The organism is Mesorhizobium sp. M6A.T.Ce.TU.016.01.1.1 (assembly GCF_003997065.1).
GTDB lineage: Bacteria > Pseudomonadota > Alphaproteobacteria > Rhizobiales > Rhizobiaceae > Mesorhizobium > Mesorhizobium mediterraneum.
The window spans coordinates 207,689-223,765 of record NZ_RZTJ01000004.1 but is presented as its reverse complement, the minus strand read 5'-3'; the positions used below and the strand labels follow the sequence as shown (position 1 = coordinate 223,765).

Here is a 16,077-nt window from a genome sequence, read left to right as displayed (position 1 = left end):
TGCCCGTTAACGGGAAGAAGATGCCGGCAGGCAGATAAGGGGCAGCGCCAAGTTGGCAGAAGCTTGTGCTGCCCCTCATCCGCCCTTCGGGCCACCTTCTCCCCGTGAGCGGGGAGAAGGGAAGGCGCTAGCCGTGTGCCACCATCACATGCCGCACGGCGGTATAATCCTCCAGGGCATAGAGTGACATGTCCTTTCCGTAGCCGGACTGTTTCAGCCCGCCATGCGGCATCTCGTTGGTCAGCATGAAATGGGTGTTGATCCAGGTGCAGCCATATTGCAACCGAGCGGCTGTCGCCATGGCGCGCGAGACATCCTTGGTCCACACCGAGGACGCGAGGCCATAGTCGCTGTCATTGGCCCAGCTCACCGCCTCGTCGACTTCGGAAAAGCGAGTGACCGAGACGACCGGCCCGAACACTTCGCGGCGCACGATCTCGTCTTCCTGCAAGGCGCCGGCGACGACCGTCGGCTGGTAGAAGAAGCCGGAGCCCTCGCCCGGCTTGCCACCGGTGGTGATCTCGATGTGCTTCGACTCGGAGGCGCGTTCGACGAAGCTCGAAACGCGGTCGCGCTGGCGGCGTGAGATGAGCGGCCCGATCTCGTTCTCGGTGTCGTCGGGGCGGTTGTACTTGATGGTCGAGACGGCCGAGGAAAGGTCGGCGACAAGCTTGTCGTAGATCTTCTTGCCGGCATAGATGCGACAGGCGGCGGTGCAGTCCTGGCCGGCATTGTAATAGCCGAAGGCGCGCAGGCCGTTGATCACCGCGCCCAGGTCGGCGTCATCGAAGACGATGACCGGCGCCTTGCCACCGAGCTCGAGATGGGTGCGCTTGACGGACTTGGCGGCGGCCTGCAGCACCTTCTTGCCGGTGGCGACATCGCCGGTGATCGAGATCATGTTGATTTTCGGGTGGTTGATCAGCGTGTTGCCGACGCTGTCTCCGCGGCCGAGCACGACATTGACGACGCCTTCCGGCAGGATCTCGGCTAGTACCTTCGCCAGCTTTAGCGCCGTCAGCGGCGTCTGCTCCGATGGTTTGAAAACCACGGTATTGCCGCCGGCGATCGCCGGCGCCAGCTTCCAGGCCATCATCATCAGCGGGTAGTTCCACGGCGCGATCGAAGCGACGACGCCGATGGCGTCGCGCCGGACCATCGAAGTGTGGCCGGGGATGTATTCGCCGGCGACCTGCCCGGGCATCGAGCGGACGGCACCGGCAAAGAAGCGGTAGCAATCGACGATCGCCGGGATCTCGTCGTTGAGCACGGCATTGATCGGCTTGCCGCAATTGAGCGCCTCGAGTGCGGCGAAATCCTTCGCGTCGGCCTCGATGCGGTCGGCGATCTTCAGGAGATAGCCCGCGCGCTGCGCCGGCGTGGTGCGCGACCAGGTGACGAAAGCCTTTTCGGCCGCCAGCACCGCTGCCTCGATCTGCGCCTGGCTGGCTTCAGGCAGGTTGAGGATGGTCGCCCCGGTCTTCGGATTGAGGATCGGCTCCTCGGTCTCGGTGCCCTTCTCGAATTTCGAGCCGATCAGCATCTTTGTGTCCATGGAAGTCTCTCCCTTATGGATTTTTGACGTCATTTGCCCGAACCGGCGATCTGGTCGCCGTCGCGGGTCAGGTAGTAGGCGGCGAGGATGGGCAGCAGCGTCACCAGCACGACAACCATGGCCACGACATTGGTGACCGGGCGCTGGCGCGGACGGATCAACTCCTCCAGCATCCAGATCGGCAACGTCTGCTGCTGGCCGGCGGTGAAGGTGGTGACGATGACCTCGTCGAACGACAGCGCGAAGGCGAGCATGCCGCCGGCGAGCAGGGCGGTGGCGATGTTGGGCAGCACGACATGGCGGAACGTCTGGAAGCCGTCGGCGCCAAGGTCCATCGATGCCTCGATCATCGAGCCGGAGGTGCGGCGGAAGCGGGCGACGGCGTTGTTGTAAACGACGACGACGCAGAAGGTGGCGTGGCCGAGCACGATCGTCCAGAACGAGAACGGGATCTCGGCCAGCGAAAAGGCCGAACGCAACGCGATGCCGGTGATGATGCCAGGCAGCGCGATGGGCAGGATGACCAGCAGCGAGATGGTTTCGCGGCCAAAGAACCGTGTTCGCGACACGGCCGCCGCGCACAGTGTGCCGAGGACCAGCGCGACGGCGGTCGAGATGGCGGCGACACGGACCGACAGCGACAGCGCTTGCCAAACGTCCGGGCGGTTCCAGGTGACGGCGAACCACTGCGTCGTCAGCCCCGGCGGCGGCCAGACGAAGCTCTTTTCCTCGGTCGTGAAGGCATAGATAAAGATCAGGAGGATCGGCAGATGCAGGAACAGCAGGCCGCAGGCGGCGGCCACCTTCAGGCCGAGAGGAGCGGGTGAGCCATCAGAGCGCATCGAAAGCTCCCATGCGCTTGGCGCCCCAGAGGTAGAAGCCCATGATGACGATGGGCACCACGGTGAAGGCGGCGGCGAGTGGAATGTTGCCGGCGGTGCCCTGCTGCGAATAGACGGCCTGCCCGATGAACAGCCGCGAGGTGCCGATGATCTGCGGGATGATGTAATCGCCGAGCGTCAGCGAGAAGGTGAATATCGAGCCGGCGACGATTCCCGGCAGCGCCAGCGGGAACAGCACGTTGCGGAAGGTCTGGCCGGGCGAGGCGCCAAGATCGGACGAGGCTTCGACCAGATTGCCCGGCACGCGCTCGAGTGCCGCCTGCACCGGCAGGATCATGAAGGGCAGCCAAACATAGACGAAGACGATGAAGGTGCCGGTGGACGACACCGATAGCGAATTGCCGCCGACGATCGGCAGCGACAGCCAGCCATCAACAAGCCATAGAAGATGCAGCTTGGCGAGCAGCCAGGTCAGTATGCCTTCCTTGGCGAGGATGAGCTTCCAGGCATAGATCTTGACCAGATAGCTCGACCACAGCGGCAGCATGACGCCGAGATAGAACAGCGCCTTCCAGCGGCCGCGCGCATAGCGCGCCGCGTAATAGGCGATGGGGAAGGCGATGATCGCCGAGGCCAACGTGACCAGGGCCGCCATTGTCACCGTGCGCAGGATGATGTCGAGATTGGCGGCCTGCAGCAGATCGCCATAGGTCTTCAGCGTGAATTCGCGGTTGATGAGGCCGGAGAATTCGTCGATCGAGAAAAAACTCTGCAAGAGCAGCGCGAACAGCGAGCCGATATAGACGATGCCGAGCCACAGCACCGGCGGCAGCAGCATCAACAGCAGCAGCAGCTTCGGCTTGCGCCAGAAGACGTCCGACAGCGCGCCGCGCAAGCCGCCGCTGCCCGGCAGGATGGCGGGGACGGGACCGGAGTTGAGCGCGGCGGTCGTCATGACGCCGCTCTGTCTTGGCGGAGGAAATATGAGAGGCCGCGATCCTTCGCGCCCCCCTCTGTCCTGCCGGACATCTCCCCCACTTGGGGGGAGATTAGCTGTCGCGACTGCTTTCGCAAATCTCCAACATTGCAGAAAAGGCGCCGCTGGCGAAGCTGCCGATCTCCCCCCAAGTGGGGGAGATGTCCGGCAGGACAGAGGGGGGCGCCGTGGAGCGCCTCACTCAGTCCACTAGCTACCTTCAGCGCCATCATGCCGGCTCGTCCATCAGATGCAGATGCTCGCGGTTGAAGGTGAGCACGACAGCCTCACCCTCCCTCGGCAATTTCGCACCGGCAGGCACGATGGCGTGCAGCCTTAGCCCGTCGGCGTCGAGCGCCAGTCTTGTCGTGGCGCCGAGATAGTTGGTCGAGACGAGGCGTGCGGCAACGCCGTCGCCCTTGGCGGCTCCGCCGATGCGAATGGATTCAGGGCGCAGGCTGCCCCAGCGATGCTGGCCGGAATAACGCTGGACGAAATCAGGCGGCAGCACATTGGACGAGCCGACGAAATCGGCGACGAAGCGCGTCTTCGGGCGCTGGTAGATGTCCTCCGGCGTGCCGATCTGCATGACCTTGCCGTCGTTGAAGACGGCGACGCGGTCGGCCATCGACAGCGCCTCGCCCTGGTCATGGGTGACGAAGACGAAGGTAATGCCGAGCGCCTTCTGCAGCGACTTCAGCTCCTCCTGCATGTTCTCACGCAGCTTGAGGTCGAGCGCGCCAAGCGGCTCGTCGAGCAGAAGCACCTTGGGCTGGTTGACCAGGGCGCGGGCAAGCGCGACGCGCTGGCGCTGGCCGCCGGAGAGCTGGCTGGGACGGCGGGCGCCGTAGCCCGGGAGCCGGACCAGCGACAGTGTCTCTTCCGCCGCCTTCTGTCGCTCCGGCTTGCCGACGCCCTTGACCATTAGCCCATAGGCGACATTGTCGAGCACGTTGAGATGCGGGAACAGCGCGTAATCCTGAAACACGGTGTTGACGTTGCGGCGGTAGGGCGGAACGCCTTCGGCACGTTCGCCGAAGATGGAGATCGAGCCCGATGTCGGCTGCTCGAAGCCGGCGATCAGGCGCAGGCAGGTCGTCTTGCCGGAACCGGAAGGCCCAAGCATGGCAAAGAACTCGCCCGGCACGATGTCGAGATCGACCATATCGACGGCGCGCACGCTGCCGAAATGACGGGAGACTTTGGCGAACGAAACGGCTGGTGTCATGGGCTGTCCCAGGCTGATCAAATTCAGGCGACGGCGCTGCCCCTCACCGCCTGCCGGCACCTTCTCCCCGTATAGTGACAGGGAGAAGGGGGCTTACCTAAACGCCGGCGTCCTCCCTCTCCCGTCGGGGAGAGGGTGAGAGTGAGGGCAGTGATACGCTCTCAGAACGAGTGAGACGAACTCACCGCCCGCCGATGACGCCAATGTAATCCGACACCCAGCGATAGTAAGGCACGCACTGGTCGTTCTGGGTGGCGCATTTCGACACTGGCGTCTTCCAGAACTTGATCTTTTCGAAATTGTCGTAGCCGTTGGTCTTGCAGCCTTCTTCGCCGAGCAGTTCGTTGCCTTTGCAGGCAGCCGGCACCACCGGCAACGAGCCGAACCAGGCGGAAATGTCGCCCTGGACTTTCGGCGACAGCGAATGCTCCAGCCACATATAGGCGCAGTTCGGGTGGGCTGCGTCGGCCTCCATCATGGTGGTGTCGGCCCAGCCGGTGACGCCTTCTTGCGGAATGGTCGAAGCGACCGGTTTCTTGGCGGCAACCAGCGTGTTGACCTGGTAGGGCCATGAACCTGAAGCAACAACGCCTTCGTTCTGGAAGTCGTCGACCTGGATGGCGGCGTCATGCCAGTAGCGTCCGACCAGCGTGCGCTGGACGCGCAGCAGATCTAGCGCGGCCTTGTACTGATCCTCGGTCAGCTCGTAGGGATCCTTGATGCCGAGCTCCGGCTTGTGAAACATCAGATAGTTGGCGGCATCGGCGACATGGATCGGCCCGTCATAGGCCTGGACGCGGCCCTTGTTCGACTTGCCGTCAGGCAAGGTCATCTCCTCGAAGACGACGTTCCAGCTCTTCGGCGCTTCCTTGAACACCTCGGTGTTGTACATCAGCACATTCGGGCCCCACTGGTAGGGGACGCCGTAGTGGACGCCGCCGACCGTGAACCACGGCGCATCCTTGAGCCGGTCGTCGACCGTCTTCCAGCTCGGGACGAGATCGGTGTTGATCGGCTGGACGCGCTTGCCGGCGACGAGGCGCAGCGACGCGTCGCCCGAGGCGGTGACGAGATCGAAGCCGCCCTCATTCATCAGCGCGACCATTTCGTCGGACGTGTTGGCCGTCTTGACGTTGACCTTGCAGCCTGTGTCCTTCTCGAAGGACGTGACCCAGTCGTAGCCCTTGTCGGTTTCGCCGCGCTCGATGTAGCCGGGCCAGGCGACAATGTTGACCTGGCCTTCGCCCTTGCCGAGTTCCTTGACCTGAGCGATCGCCTGGCCGGAGAAGGTCAGCGCGACCGTCAGTGCAGTGCATGACTTCAGGAATGAATTCATCGTCGATCTCCCATTTGAGGGGCCGCACTGTCGCGGCGGCTTGGTCCCGACCGTGAAGGTGCTGCGAAATTTCCGGTTTCGCAAATTCATTTATCAGAAAGGCGATATCGGTTTTTCCGATAGATCAGCGGCCAATCTTCTCCGGTCGCTGACGGACCATGCGCTGCGATTGGGCAAGCCCGATGAAGTCGCGTGCGGCCTGCGGCAGGCCGGAGCCGCGCCGCCAGACCATGCCGACCTGCACCACCGGCAAAGAGCCCGAAATATCGCGCGATTCGATGCGGTCGCCTTCGAGCGACCATGGCCGGTAGACGAGGTCGGGCAACAACGCCACACCGGCGCCGGTGGCGACGAGGCTGCGCACCGCCTCGACAGAGCGGGTGCGGAAGGCGACATGCGGCTTGGCGCCGATCGCCGCCAGCAGTTTTCCGGTGTTCTCCTCGATCTCGTCGACGGTCAGCATGATCAGCGGCTCCGAGGCGATGTCGCCAATGCCGATGATGTCGGCGCCGGCCAGCGGGTGGCCGAGCGGCAGCCATAGCCGGTAGGCCGAGACTTCGAGAATTTCCGATTGCAGCGCGGTGCGATCGCGCAGGTTCGAGGTGACCATGACGGCGATGTCGAGCTTGCCTCCGATCAGGAGGTGCTCAAGGTAATCGCCATTGTCCTCGATGGCCGAGACCTCAACGCCCGGGTAGGCACGTCGATAGCGGGCGAGAAGGTCGGACAGCACATAGCCGGCGACCAGCGAGGTGACACCGAGCTGGAGCCGGCCGCCTGCGGCCGCTTGCTCGCCGAAGAAGGCGCGGCGCGCATCGGAAACGTCGGCAAGAATCTTTGTCGCGTGGCGCAGGAACTGATGGCCCTTGTGAGTGATGTTCAAGCCGCGCGGGTGGCGCTCGAACAGCTCGACGCCGAGATCGTGTTCCAGTTCCTTGATCGCTTCGGTGACCGACGATTGCGAGATCGACAGGTTCTGCGCAGCACCCGACACCGTGCCTTGCTCGGCGACGGCGATGAAGAACTGCAATTGGCGGATGGTGAAGGCCATGGCCGGACTAAACACGGCGAAGGCGGCGCTGGGAAGTGGGCGACGGGCGCTTGACGACCGCGAGACTCGTAACTAAGTAAGTTACATGAAACGAAACAGCAGACTTTCCTCGACCCTGCACATTCTCGTCCACATGGCCGAGACGCAGGAGGACGCGCTGACCTCCGAGCAGCTCGCCACATTCATCCACACGAACCCGGTCGTCGTCCGCCGGACCATTGCTGGCTTGCGCGACGCTGGCATCGTCACCTCGTCGCGCGGCCATGGCGGCGGCTGGCAGCTTGGCCGTGCGCCCGAGAAAATCTCGCTGGCCGAGATCAGCGCCGCCCTTGGCGAAACGCTGCTGCCGTTCGGCACCGAGCCGGAAAGTCCCGGCTGCCTTGTCGAACAAGCGGTGATAGCGGCGCTCGATAATTTTCGCGTCGAGGCCGAGAGGCTGCTGGCGGAAAAACTCAGTCGCATCACGCTCGCCGATCTCGCCGCCGATTTCCACCGCCGTTACGAGTTGATTGGAGTGACCAGCCATGCAGTATGATCTGCCAGCTACGCAGTATGATCTGATCGTCGTCGGCGGCAGCTTTGCCGGCCTGTCCGCCGCCATCCAGGCAGGACGGGCCCGGCGCAACGTCCTGGTGATCGACGCGGGCCAGCCGCGTAACCGTTTTGCCGAACATTCGCACGGGTTCCTGGGACAGGACGGGCGCGCGCCCGGCGCAATCCTGGACGACGCAAGACGGCAGCTGCTGGCCTATCCGACAGCCAGGGTCGTCGTCGGATTGGCGAACAAGGCCGCTGCCGCCGGTTCCGGCTTCGAGATTATGACTGATCGCGGCGAGACATTCGGCGCGGCGCGGCTGGTGCTTGCCACCGGCGTGCGCGATATCCTGCCGGATGTCCCCGGGCTTGCCGAGCATTGGGGAAAGAGCGTGCTGCACTGTCCTTATTGCCATGGTTACGAGGTGGCCGGCGGGCCGCTTGGCGTGCTGGCAACCGGCCCGATGGCAGTGCATCAGGCGCAATTGATCGCCGACTGGGGTGACGTCACGCTGTTCGCAAACGGCATGTTCGAGCCGGACGCGGAACAAATGCTTGCGCTGGAAAGGCGGAACGTACGGTTCGAGCCGGCCGGCGTGGCGGGGCTGGAAAAGGATAGTTCGGGCGGGCTGATCGTCAGTCTCGAAGACGGCCGCAAAGCCGGCATCAAGGCGCTGTTCACCGCGCCGCGCAACACCATGGCGAGCCCGCTGGCCGAGCAGCTTGGCTGTACTTTCACGGAAGGCTTCCTCGGCCCAGTGATCACCGTCGACGACCGGCAGCAGACGACCGTGCCCGGCGTCTATGCCGCCGGAGATGCGGCACGTTCGATGCACAACATCGCCTTCGCCGTATCGAGCGGAGCCTTCGCGGGCGTATGCGCCCACCAATCGCTGGTTTTCGATTAGATTCCGATCTTGCCATCCGCAATGCTGAGCCGTGCGCCCGCCTGGACAAGAGCGGCGGCGATGTCGCGCGGCGGAGAACGGTCGGTCGCAAGTTCGGAAAAACCCTCGAAGCCGCAGACCTGAACCAGGCCTTGGCGGCCGAACTTGGTGTGGTCGGTGATGACGAGCGAGCGCTGGCCGCGCGACAGCACCATGCGGGCGATTTCCGCCTCTTCCAGATCATAGTCCATGACGCCCGTGACGGCATCGACCGCACCGGTGGAGATCACCGCATGATTGACGGAAAAGCGGCTGACGAACTCAATGGCCGAGACGCCGAAGGCTGCGCCCGAATCGCTGCGCAATTCGCCGCCGGCCATGTAGACCTTGTTGCCGTTGACGGTGGCCAGCGTGCGGGCGATGTCGGAGGAGTTGGTGACTACCGTCAACCGCCGGTGGCCGAGCAGCTCGCGAGCGAGGAAAGAGGTGGTGGTGCCGGTGTCGAGCATGATCGATTCGCCGTCGCGAATGGTGGCGGCAACCATGCGGGCGATGGAGCGCTTGGCATCGGCATTCTCGCGCATGCGCCGCTCGAATGGCGCCTCGCCGGCCATCGACGGCAGGCCGACGGCGCCATGCATCTTCAGGATCGAACCGTCACTGGTCAGCGGCTTGACGTCGCGGCGCACGGTCTCCAGCGAGACGCCCAGCCGGTCGGCCAGGCTGGCGATAGTGACGGTGCCCTCCTCCTGCAGGAGACGCAGGATTTCGCCATGCCGCTTCGAATGGACCATCGAGCTTCGCCAATCGGATTGTTGCGCTGCTGACCGCTTCTAAGGCAAATTCGCCACAGTACACAAGGAATCCTTGCGAATCCGGGCAAGAAGACAGAAAAAGCCACAAGTTTTCGTTGACAAGCCAGATCACATGGCGCGACACTAGCTAGGTGATAGGCTCGGAACGGCCACGGGAGAACGATGGCAGAGCCGCATCAAAATTCGCTTACCCGAACGTCTGGAAAATCGTCCGGGGCAAGGGATAGGAATTCTTTCGAATCCGCGGGGGCGGATGCCGGCGTCGAAGAACCCGGCACAGGGGCTCGTCGGTGCGGTGCGGGATACCGATCCTGGCATCCCGCACCGACGAGATCTTCGCATTGCTCCCTCCTGCCGGCCGCCATCTTTGTCTCGCCCGCGGCGTCTTGAACCCGCCCAACGAGGGATGAACCTGTGACCGCCGAGGACCGCATCCGCGCGCTGCCCTGCTGGACCGGCAGCATCGAGATCGCTCCGCTGCCGGGCGGCCTGAGCAACGCCAACTATCTGGTCAAGGATGCGGCCGGGCGGCATGTCGTGCGCTTCGGTCAGGACTTTCCGTTCCACCATGTCTTTCGCGAGCGTGAGGTGATGACCGCGCGCGCAGCTCACGCCGCCGGCTTTGGGCCGGCCGTACGCCATACCGAGTCCGGCATCATAGTGACAGAGTATCTCGGCGCCAGGACCTTTGTCGCGGAGGATGTGCGCGCCAATATCGGCCGCGTCGCCGCCCTGATGCGCGGCTTTCATCGGGAGATGCCCAATCATGTCTCCGGCGCCGGCTTCATGTTCTGGGTGTTCCATGTCATCCGCGACTATGCGCGCACGCTGGAGGAAGGCGGCAGCCGCATGCGAAGCGAATTGCCGCGGTTGCTGACGCTTGCGGACGAGCTCGAACGGGCGCAGAAACTGCTGCCGATCGTCTTTGGCCACAATGATCTTTTGCCGGCTAATATTCTCGACGACGGCGACAGGCTGTGGCTGATCGATTTCGAATATGCCGGTTTCAACACGGCGATGTTCGACCTTGCCGGCGTCGCCTCGAACGCCGGCATGAGCGACGAGGAGTCCTTCGCCTTTCTGACCGCCTATTTCATGAAGGAGCCGGACGAGGCGATCCGCCGCTCGCATGCGGCCATGCAATGCGCATCGCTGCTGCGCGAGGCGATGTGGAGCATGGTTTCTGAACTTTATCTCGACGCGCCCGGCATCGACTATGTCGCCTATACCGACGAAAACCTGACGCGGCTCGATGCCGCGCTGGAAAACTACAGAACAAAATACGGACAAAAATCATGACATTGCCCGCCCATGCCGAGATCGTCGTCATCGGCGGCGGCATCATCGGCTGTTCGACGGCCTATCATCTGGCGCGTGACCACAAGGCCGATGTCGTGCTTTTGGAGCAGGGCAAGCTGACTTCGGGCTCCACGTGGCATGCGGCGGGGCTGGTCGGACAGTTGCGCTCGTCGGCCTCCATCACCCGGGTGCTCAAATATTCGGTCGATCTCTACAAGGGGCTGGAGGCCGAAACCGGGTTGGCCACCGGCTGGAAGATGACCGGGTGCCTCAGGCTCGCCACCAATGCCGACCGCTGGATCGAGTATAAGAGGCTGGCGACGACGGCGAAAAGCTTTGGCATGGACATGCAGTTGCTGTCACCGGCCGAGGTCAAGACAATGTGGCCGCTGCTGGAAACAGGCGATCTCGTCGGTGCCAGCTGGCTGCCGACCGACGGCCAGGCAAGCCCTTCCGACATCACGCAGTCGCTGGCCAAAGGCGCGCGCATGCATGGCGCCAGACTGTTCGAGGATGTGCGCGTCACCGGCTTCGACTCGAGGGATGGCCGCATCACCGCGGTTAAGACCAACAGGGGCGATATCGACTGCGACAAGGTGGTGAATTGTGCCGGACAATGGGCGCGGCAGGTGGGTGCGCTAGCCGGCATCAACGTGCCGCTGCAGCCGGTGAAGCACCAGTACATCATCACCGAAAAGATCGACGGGTTGGCGACCGATGCGCCGACGATCCGCGACCCCGACCGCCGCACCTATTTCAAGGAGGAGGTCGGCGGGCTGGTGATGGGCGGCTATGAGCCGAACCCGCAAGCCTGGACGACCGATCTTCCCGGCGGCGACGTCCCTGACGACTGGGAGTTCCGGCTGTTCGACGACGATTACGATCATTTCGAGCAGCATATGAACCAGGCGATCGCGCGGATTCCGGCGCTCGAAACCGTCGGCGTCAAGCAGATGATCAACGGACCGGAGAGTTTCACGCCCGACGGCAATTTCATCCTCGGCGTGGCGCCCGAATGCGCCAACATGTTCGTCGGCGCCGGCTTCAACGCCTTCGGCATCGCGGCGGGCGGCGGCGCCGGCTGGGTGCTGGCGCAATGGGTGGTCGGCGGCGAGGCGCCATTCGACCTGTGGGTGGTCGATATCAGGCGCTTCTCCGACCTGCACCGCGACCGGCAATGGGTCCGCGACCGCACGCTGGAAGCCTATGGCAAGCACTACACGATCGGCTTCCCGCATGAGGAGTATGTCACGGGCCGGCCGCGGATCGTGTCGCCGCTCTATGAACGGCTGCAAAAGCACCGCGCTGTGTTCGGCTCGAAGCTCGGCTGGGAGCGGCCGAACTGGTTCGCGCCCGAAAGTGTCGAGCCAAAGGACATCTATTCGATGGGCCGGCAGAACTGGTTTTCAGCCGTTGGCGACGAGCACCGGCACGTGCGCGAGAGCGTCGGCATCTTCGACCAGTCGTCCTTCGCCAAATACGAGATGACCGGCGCGGACGCGCTGAAGGCGCTCGACTGGATCTGCGCCAACGACATCAGCAAGCCGGTCGGCCGGTTGACCTACACGCAGCTTCTCAACACGCGCGGCGGCATCGAGGCCGACTTGACCGTGGCGCGGCTCGGCGAAGAACGGTTCTACGTCGTCACCGGCACCGGTTTCAGGACGCATGATTTCTCGTGGATCGGCGACCATGTCGGCAAGGAACTCGATGTGACGCTCACCGATGTCACCGAGGATTTCGGCACGCTGTCGCTGATGGGACCGCGTGCGCGCGACGTGCTGGCTGCGGTGACCGATGCGGATGTGTCGAACACCGCTTTCCCGTTCGGCCATGTGCGGGAAATCTCCATTGCCACCCACACCATCCGGGCGCTGCACATCACCTATGTCGGCGAGCTTGGCTGGGAACTGCATGTGCCGATCGCGGCAACGGGCGAGATTTTCGACACGCTGATGGCCGCAGGCAGGACATACAACATCCGCCCGGTCGGTTACCGGGCGCTGGAATCGCTACGGCTGGAAAAAGGCTACCGCGCCTGGGGCTCCGACATCACACCCAACGACACGCCGCAGGAGGCCGGTCTCGGCTGGGCGGTGAAACTCAGAAAGAACACGGATTTCCTCGGCAGGCGGGCTCTGGAAAGCATCAGCGGCGCCGCACCGAAAAAACGCTTTGCCGGCTTTACGGTCGACGATTGCGAGATCGTGCTGCTCGGGCGCGAGACGATATTGCGCAACAACGAGCCGGTCGGCTACCTGACCAGCGGCGGCTATGGCTACACCATTGGCAAAAATATCGGCTATGGCTACGTGCGCAACGCCGATGGCGTCAGCGACGATTTTCTCGCCTCTGGCGATTACGAGCTGGTGGTCGCGATGGAGCGGACGCCGGCAAAGATCCACCTCGAGCCGCTTTACGATCCGGCGGGAGAAAAGATCAGAGCCTAGATCAGCTCACGCGCAGAACGAGGCCGCGGCTGGGCACAGTGTCCGCCTCGCCCGGCATGGACACATAGGGCGACGTCTCCTCGGCGCGCGTGACGATGCCCTTCGCCTCGAGGTCGGCAATCCGTGCGGAAAAGCCGGCGTCCCACAGCGTGTTCTTGACCGTCAGCACGATCACCCCGCCCGGCCGGCAGATGCGGATCAGTTCGTCCAGCCCCTCTGCGCCGACATGGCCCGAGGTGAAGACGCCGGCCGATATGATCCCGGCATAGGCATTATCCGCGAAAGGCAGCGGCCCGCCGAGCGCCAGGCAGTGAAGCGCCGAATAGACGCCCTTGCGCTCGGCCTTGGCCAGCATGCCCGCAGATATGTCGAGCGCCTCAACGTGCGGATAGCCTGTGATGGCAAGCCATTCGCCAATCAGCCCGGTTCCGGCCCCAGCATCGAGGAGCGGTGCCGCGCCGCGCGGCAAATGGCGGGCAAGCAAGGCAAGGCAGATGGTTGGATGGCGGTAACCGGCCGCCAACATGTCGGCGTCGTAGGTGTCGGACCAGCGGTCGTAGAGCGCCGCCACCTCCTCTGGCCGCTGCGCTGCATAGGCTGCGGCGAGCGCACCCTCATTTTTCCTGTCCGCCATCGCAGTCCTATCCGCAAAATCAAGTGCTGCAGCGACCTTTGCGCGTCCAACAGGGACGCACGGCGCTGGAGTGAATCGCATGCCGGCGATGATAGCCAAACGGTGAAATTTGTGGAACCGTCGTCGCCACAAATAAAGACGCGAAAGGGGGCGGAAAGCGATGGTGGACGAGGAAGCACGCGCGGCGCTTGCAGCCATTCCAATGCTGGCCGCCTACCAGGGACCGCTGGAGCGGCTTGGCGGCCTCACCAACCTCGTCTTCAGGGCTGGAGATCTCTGCCTCCGGATTCCCGGCAAGGGCACAGAGGAGTATATCAACCGCGCCAACGAGGCGGTGGCGGCACGGGAAGCCGCCAAGGCCGGCGTCAGCCCCGAGGTGCTGCATGTCGACGGCGAGACAGGCGTGATGATGACGCGTTTCGTCGTCGGAGCCGAGACGATGTCGCCGGAAAAATTCAGGACCCGGCCGGGCAGTCCGGCGCGTGCCGGCGAAGCTTTCCGCAGATTGCATACATCCGGCGCCGTGTTTCCCTTCCGCTTCGAGCTTTTTGCGATGATCGACGACTATCTGAAGGTATTGTCGACCAAGGACGTCGCGCTGCCCACCGGCTATCACGACGTGGTACGTGAGGCGGAAACCGTGCGCTCGGCCCTTGCCGCGCATCCCCTGCCCCTCGCCGCCTGCCACTGCGATCCGCTGTGCGAAAACTTCCTCGATACGGGCGACAGGATGTGGATCGTCGACTGGGAGTATTCCGGCATGAACGATCCGCTCTGGGATCTCGGCGACCTCAGCGTCGAAGGACAGTTTGATACGGCGCAGGAGGAAGAGATGATGCTCGCCTATTTCGGTGGCGAGCCAACGCCGGCGGAGCGCGGCCGCGTTGTCATCTACAAGGCAATGTGCGACCTGCTGTGGACGCTGTGGGGACTGATCCAGCTTGCCAATAGCAATCCGGTCGACGATTTCCGCGCCTATGCCGACGGGCGTTTTTCGCGCTGCAAGGCGCTGATGGAGACGGCCGACTTCTCAAGACATCTGGCGGCGGTGCGCGCAGGTTAGGTACTCTGGACCTAATTTACGCCTTTCGGCACGTTTTCGGGCGGCACGGTGTCGACCACCTTCTGGCGATGGAAGATGAACAGGCCGGCCAGCACGATGATCCCAGAGCCGATCAGGATGCGCGGGCCGGGCATGTCGCCGAAGAAGGCCAGCCCGAAGATGACGGCCCACAGCAGCAGGCTGTAATGCAGCGGCGCCAGCGTCGAAGCGGGCGCTAGCTTCAGCGCCCTGGTGATCATCAGATGCGCACCGCAAGAGACGATGCCGAGAAGCAGCATGGCGCCGAAGTCGAGCGAGGACGGCGTCTGCCAGTTGCCGATGGTCAGCACCGCGCCGACCAGCAATGTGCCGATGGTCTGCCAGGTCACGAGCGAGGTGTCGCTGGTGCCGCGCAGCCGCCGGTTGAGGATGATGGCGAAGGCGAATGAAATGCTTCCGGCCAGCGCGAAGGTCGACGACAGCGAAAACGCGGCCGAGGACGGTTTGAGCATGATCAGCACGCCGCAGAAGCCGACCAGGATCGCCATCCAGCGGCGCCAGCCGACCTTTTCACCGAGCAGCAGGTGGGACAATGCCGCAACGTAGATCGGCCCCGCCATATAGAAGCTCATAACGTCGGCGAGCGGCAGATAGACGACGGCGGCGTAAAACAGCGCCGTGTCGAGCGTCGTCATGACGACGCGCAAGACCTGCAGCTCAGGTCGTTCCATGCGGAACAGCTTGGCCGTACCTTGACGCGCGATCATCGGGCCGAGCACGAAAAAGGCGCCGATCGAGCGGATCAGCACGACTTGGCCGACGGAAAAGCTGGCGACCAGCCATTTGCCCATCGCATCGTTCAACGCAAACAGGAAATCGCCGGCCAGCATCAGCAGAATGCCAGCCAAAAGCACGTTCCTGATCGTCGAATTCTGGGCTGTTGGCTGTGCCATGCCCGATGTCGCTTCCTCCCGCATGAAAGCTCGGTGAGCAGCGTCGTAGACGCAAGCAGCCGCTTTGACGAGCGTAAATCAGGAACCCGGCCAGACCAGAGCCGGAAATCGGCTGGGCCTATACTGAAAGTCGCCGATTTGAACGGCCTACTTTGGCCGTGGCCGAAGGATGACCGGCCGATAGATCACGGGCCGGTCCCAGGGATCGAAAGCCGACGCACTTCTCAGTTCCGCGCGCCGCGCGAGATCGATGCGCTGCAGGCATTCCGCGAAGGCATCATTCTTCCTGGCGAAGCCGTAGGACCGGCATTTCGCCTCGTCCGCGGCACGACGGTCTTCTGCCGTCATGCAGCCTGAGATCGCCGCCAACGCGACCACCATCGCCGTCTTGTGCCACATGGTGTCCTCCTCGACATAAAACTGGAGCCTGATTGTAGACTTAAGGTTGGGACCTATCAATCTGATCGAGGCGTGC

General features: G+C 63.5%; 15 protein-coding genes. 5 read left to right on the top strand and 10 right to left on the bottom strand.

Features of this window, described 5'->3' with window-relative positions; translation table 11 throughout:
* Positions 1 to 127: 127 nt before the first annotated feature.
* The 6 genes from EOC94_RS09790 to EOC94_RS09760 form a co-directional block, all read right to left on the bottom strand.
* On the bottom strand, positions 128 to 1,555 hold the full coding sequence (locus EOC94_RS09790) for a gamma-aminobutyraldehyde dehydrogenase (RefSeq protein ID WP_127290098.1): 1,428 nt from the start codon (positions 1,553 to 1,555) through the stop codon (positions 128 to 130).
* A 29-nt stretch (positions 1,556 to 1,584) separates the two neighbouring features.
* Positions 1,585 to 2,397, bottom strand: a complete 813-nt coding sequence (locus EOC94_RS09785; RefSeq protein WP_127205392.1) for an ABC transporter permease — start codon at positions 2,395 to 2,397, stop codon at positions 1,585 to 1,587.
* The gene (locus EOC94_RS09780) at positions 2,387 to 3,352 is read right to left on the bottom strand and encodes an ABC transporter permease (RefSeq protein WP_127290096.1); all 966 of its coding nucleotides are present in this window, start codon (positions 3,350 to 3,352) and stop codon (positions 2,387 to 2,389) included. The genes EOC94_RS09785 and EOC94_RS09780 overlap by 11 nt, the downstream gene beginning before the upstream one ends.
* A gap of 250 nt (positions 3,353 to 3,602) precedes the next feature.
* Entirely contained in the window at positions 3,603 to 4,601 is a 999-nt protein-coding gene (locus EOC94_RS09770) for an ABC transporter ATP-binding protein (protein ID WP_127290094.1), read from the bottom strand.
* A gap of 181 nt (positions 4,602 to 4,782) precedes the next feature.
* Positions 4,783 to 5,937, bottom strand: coding sequence for an ABC transporter substrate-binding protein (locus EOC94_RS09765; protein WP_095483005.1), 1,155 nt, complete (start codon positions 5,935 to 5,937; stop codon positions 4,783 to 4,785).
* 124 nt (positions 5,938 to 6,061) lie between these two features.
* Positions 6,062 to 6,988 carry a LysR family transcriptional regulator gene (locus EOC94_RS09760; protein WP_095483006.1) on the bottom strand — a complete coding sequence of 309 codons (927 nt, stop codon included), beginning with the start codon at positions 6,986 to 6,988 and terminating at the stop codon, positions 6,062 to 6,064.
* Positions 6,989 to 7,073: 85 nt separating this feature from the next.
* Between EOC94_RS09760 and EOC94_RS09755 the strand changes: the two genes are divergently transcribed.
* Complete coding sequence (locus EOC94_RS09755; protein WP_127290092.1) at positions 7,074 to 7,523, top strand: Rrf2 family transcriptional regulator; 450 nt, start codon at positions 7,074 to 7,076, stop codon at positions 7,521 to 7,523.
* Entirely contained in the window at positions 7,513 to 8,430 is a 918-nt protein-coding gene (locus tag EOC94_RS09750; protein WP_127205398.1) for an NAD(P)/FAD-dependent oxidoreductase, read from the top strand. The genes EOC94_RS09755 and EOC94_RS09750 overlap by 11 nt, the downstream gene beginning before the upstream one ends.
* Here EOC94_RS09750 and EOC94_RS09745 read toward each other — a convergent pair.
* Positions 8,427 to 9,203: a DeoR/GlpR family DNA-binding transcription regulator gene (locus EOC94_RS09745; protein ID WP_127290090.1), complete on the bottom strand. Its 777-nt coding sequence runs from the start codon at positions 9,201 to 9,203 to the stop codon at positions 8,427 to 8,429. The two genes, EOC94_RS09750 and EOC94_RS09745, sit on opposite strands and share 4 nt — an antisense overlap.
* A gap of 435 nt (positions 9,204 to 9,638) precedes the next feature.
* Between EOC94_RS09745 and EOC94_RS09740 the strand changes: the two genes are divergently transcribed.
* Together EOC94_RS09740 and EOC94_RS09735 are read left to right on the top strand one after the other, a co-directional pair.
* On the top strand, positions 9,639 to 10,523 hold the full coding sequence (locus tag EOC94_RS09740; RefSeq protein ID WP_095483010.1) for a phosphotransferase family protein: 885 nt from the start codon (positions 9,639 to 9,641) through the stop codon (positions 10,521 to 10,523).
* Positions 10,520 to 12,973 (top strand): FAD-dependent oxidoreductase, encoded by a 2,454-nt coding sequence (locus EOC94_RS09735; protein ID WP_127290088.1) that lies wholly within the window; start codon positions 10,520 to 10,522, stop codon positions 12,971 to 12,973. The genes EOC94_RS09740 and EOC94_RS09735 overlap by 4 nt, the downstream gene beginning before the upstream one ends.
* Position 12,974: 1 nt before the next feature.
* Here EOC94_RS09735 and EOC94_RS09730 read toward each other — a convergent pair whose 3' ends face one another.
* Positions 12,975 to 13,607: a class I SAM-dependent methyltransferase gene (locus tag EOC94_RS09730; RefSeq protein WP_127290086.1), complete on the bottom strand. Its 633-nt coding sequence runs from the start codon at positions 13,605 to 13,607 to the stop codon at positions 12,975 to 12,977.
* A 160-nt stretch (positions 13,608 to 13,767) separates the two neighbouring features.
* On the opposite strand from EOC94_RS09730, the gene EOC94_RS09725 reads away from it, so the two are divergent.
* The gene (locus EOC94_RS09725; RefSeq protein ID WP_127290084.1) at positions 13,768 to 14,670 is read left to right on the top strand and encodes a phosphotransferase family protein; all 903 of its coding nucleotides are present in this window, start codon (positions 13,768 to 13,770) and stop codon (positions 14,668 to 14,670) included.
* A gap of 11 nt (positions 14,671 to 14,681) precedes the next feature.
* Here the strand turns inward: EOC94_RS09725 and EOC94_RS09720 are convergent, their stop codons facing one another.
* Both EOC94_RS09720 and EOC94_RS09715 read right to left on the bottom strand, forming a co-directional pair.
* On the bottom strand, positions 14,682 to 15,602 hold the full coding sequence (locus EOC94_RS09720; protein WP_127205403.1) for a DMT family transporter: 921 nt from the start codon (positions 15,600 to 15,602) through the stop codon (positions 14,682 to 14,684).
* Between the two features lie 147 nt (positions 15,603 to 15,749).
* The gene (locus EOC94_RS09715; RefSeq protein ID WP_127205404.1) at positions 15,750 to 16,001 is read right to left on the bottom strand and encodes a hypothetical protein; all 252 of its coding nucleotides are present in this window, start codon (positions 15,999 to 16,001) and stop codon (positions 15,750 to 15,752) included.
* Positions 16,002 to 16,077: the final 76 nt, after the last annotated feature.

Coding starts and splice junctions, on each gene's coding strand:
- EOC94_RS09790 (WP_127290098.1), bottom strand. CDS start 1,555: ATGGACACAAAGATGCTGATCGGCTCGAAATTCGAGAAGGGCACCGAG.
- EOC94_RS09785 (WP_127205392.1), bottom strand. CDS start 2,397: ATGCGCTCTGATGGCTCACCCGCTCCTCTCGGCCTGAAGGTGGCCGCC.
- EOC94_RS09780 (WP_127290096.1), bottom strand. CDS start 3,352: ATGACGACCGCCGCGCTCAACTCCGGTCCCGTCCCCGCCATCCTGCCG.
- EOC94_RS09770 (WP_127290094.1), bottom strand. CDS start 4,601: ATGACACCAGCCGTTTCGTTCGCCAAAGTCTCCCGTCATTTCGGCAGC.
- EOC94_RS09765 (WP_095483005.1), bottom strand. CDS start 5,937: ATGAATTCATTCCTGAAGTCATGCACTGCACTGACGGTCGCGCTGACC.
- EOC94_RS09760 (WP_095483006.1), bottom strand. CDS start 6,988: ATGGCCTTCACCATCCGCCAATTGCAGTTCTTCATCGCCGTCGCCGAG.
- EOC94_RS09755 (WP_127290092.1), top strand. CDS start 7,074: ATGAAACGAAACAGCAGACTTTCCTCGACCCTGCACATTCTCGTCCAC.
- EOC94_RS09750 (WP_127205398.1), top strand. CDS start 7,513: ATGCAGTATGATCTGCCAGCTACGCAGTATGATCTGATCGTCGTCGGC.
- EOC94_RS09745 (WP_127290090.1), bottom strand. CDS start 9,203: ATGGTCCATTCGAAGCGGCATGGCGAAATCCTGCGTCTCCTGCAGGAG.
- EOC94_RS09735 (WP_127290088.1), top strand. CDS start 10,520: ATGACATTGCCCGCCCATGCCGAGATCGTCGTCATCGGCGGCGGCATC.
- EOC94_RS09730 (WP_127290086.1), bottom strand. CDS start 13,607: ATGGCGGACAGGAAAAATGAGGGTGCGCTCGCCGCAGCCTATGCAGCG.
- EOC94_RS09725 (WP_127290084.1), top strand. CDS start 13,768: ATGGTGGACGAGGAAGCACGCGCGGCGCTTGCAGCCATTCCAATGCTG.
- EOC94_RS09720 (WP_127205403.1), bottom strand. CDS start 15,602: ATGGCACAGCCAACAGCCCAGAATTCGACGATCAGGAACGTGCTTTTG.
- EOC94_RS09715 (WP_127205404.1), bottom strand. CDS start 16,001: ATGTGGCACAAGACGGCGATGGTGGTCGCGTTGGCGGCGATCTCAGGC.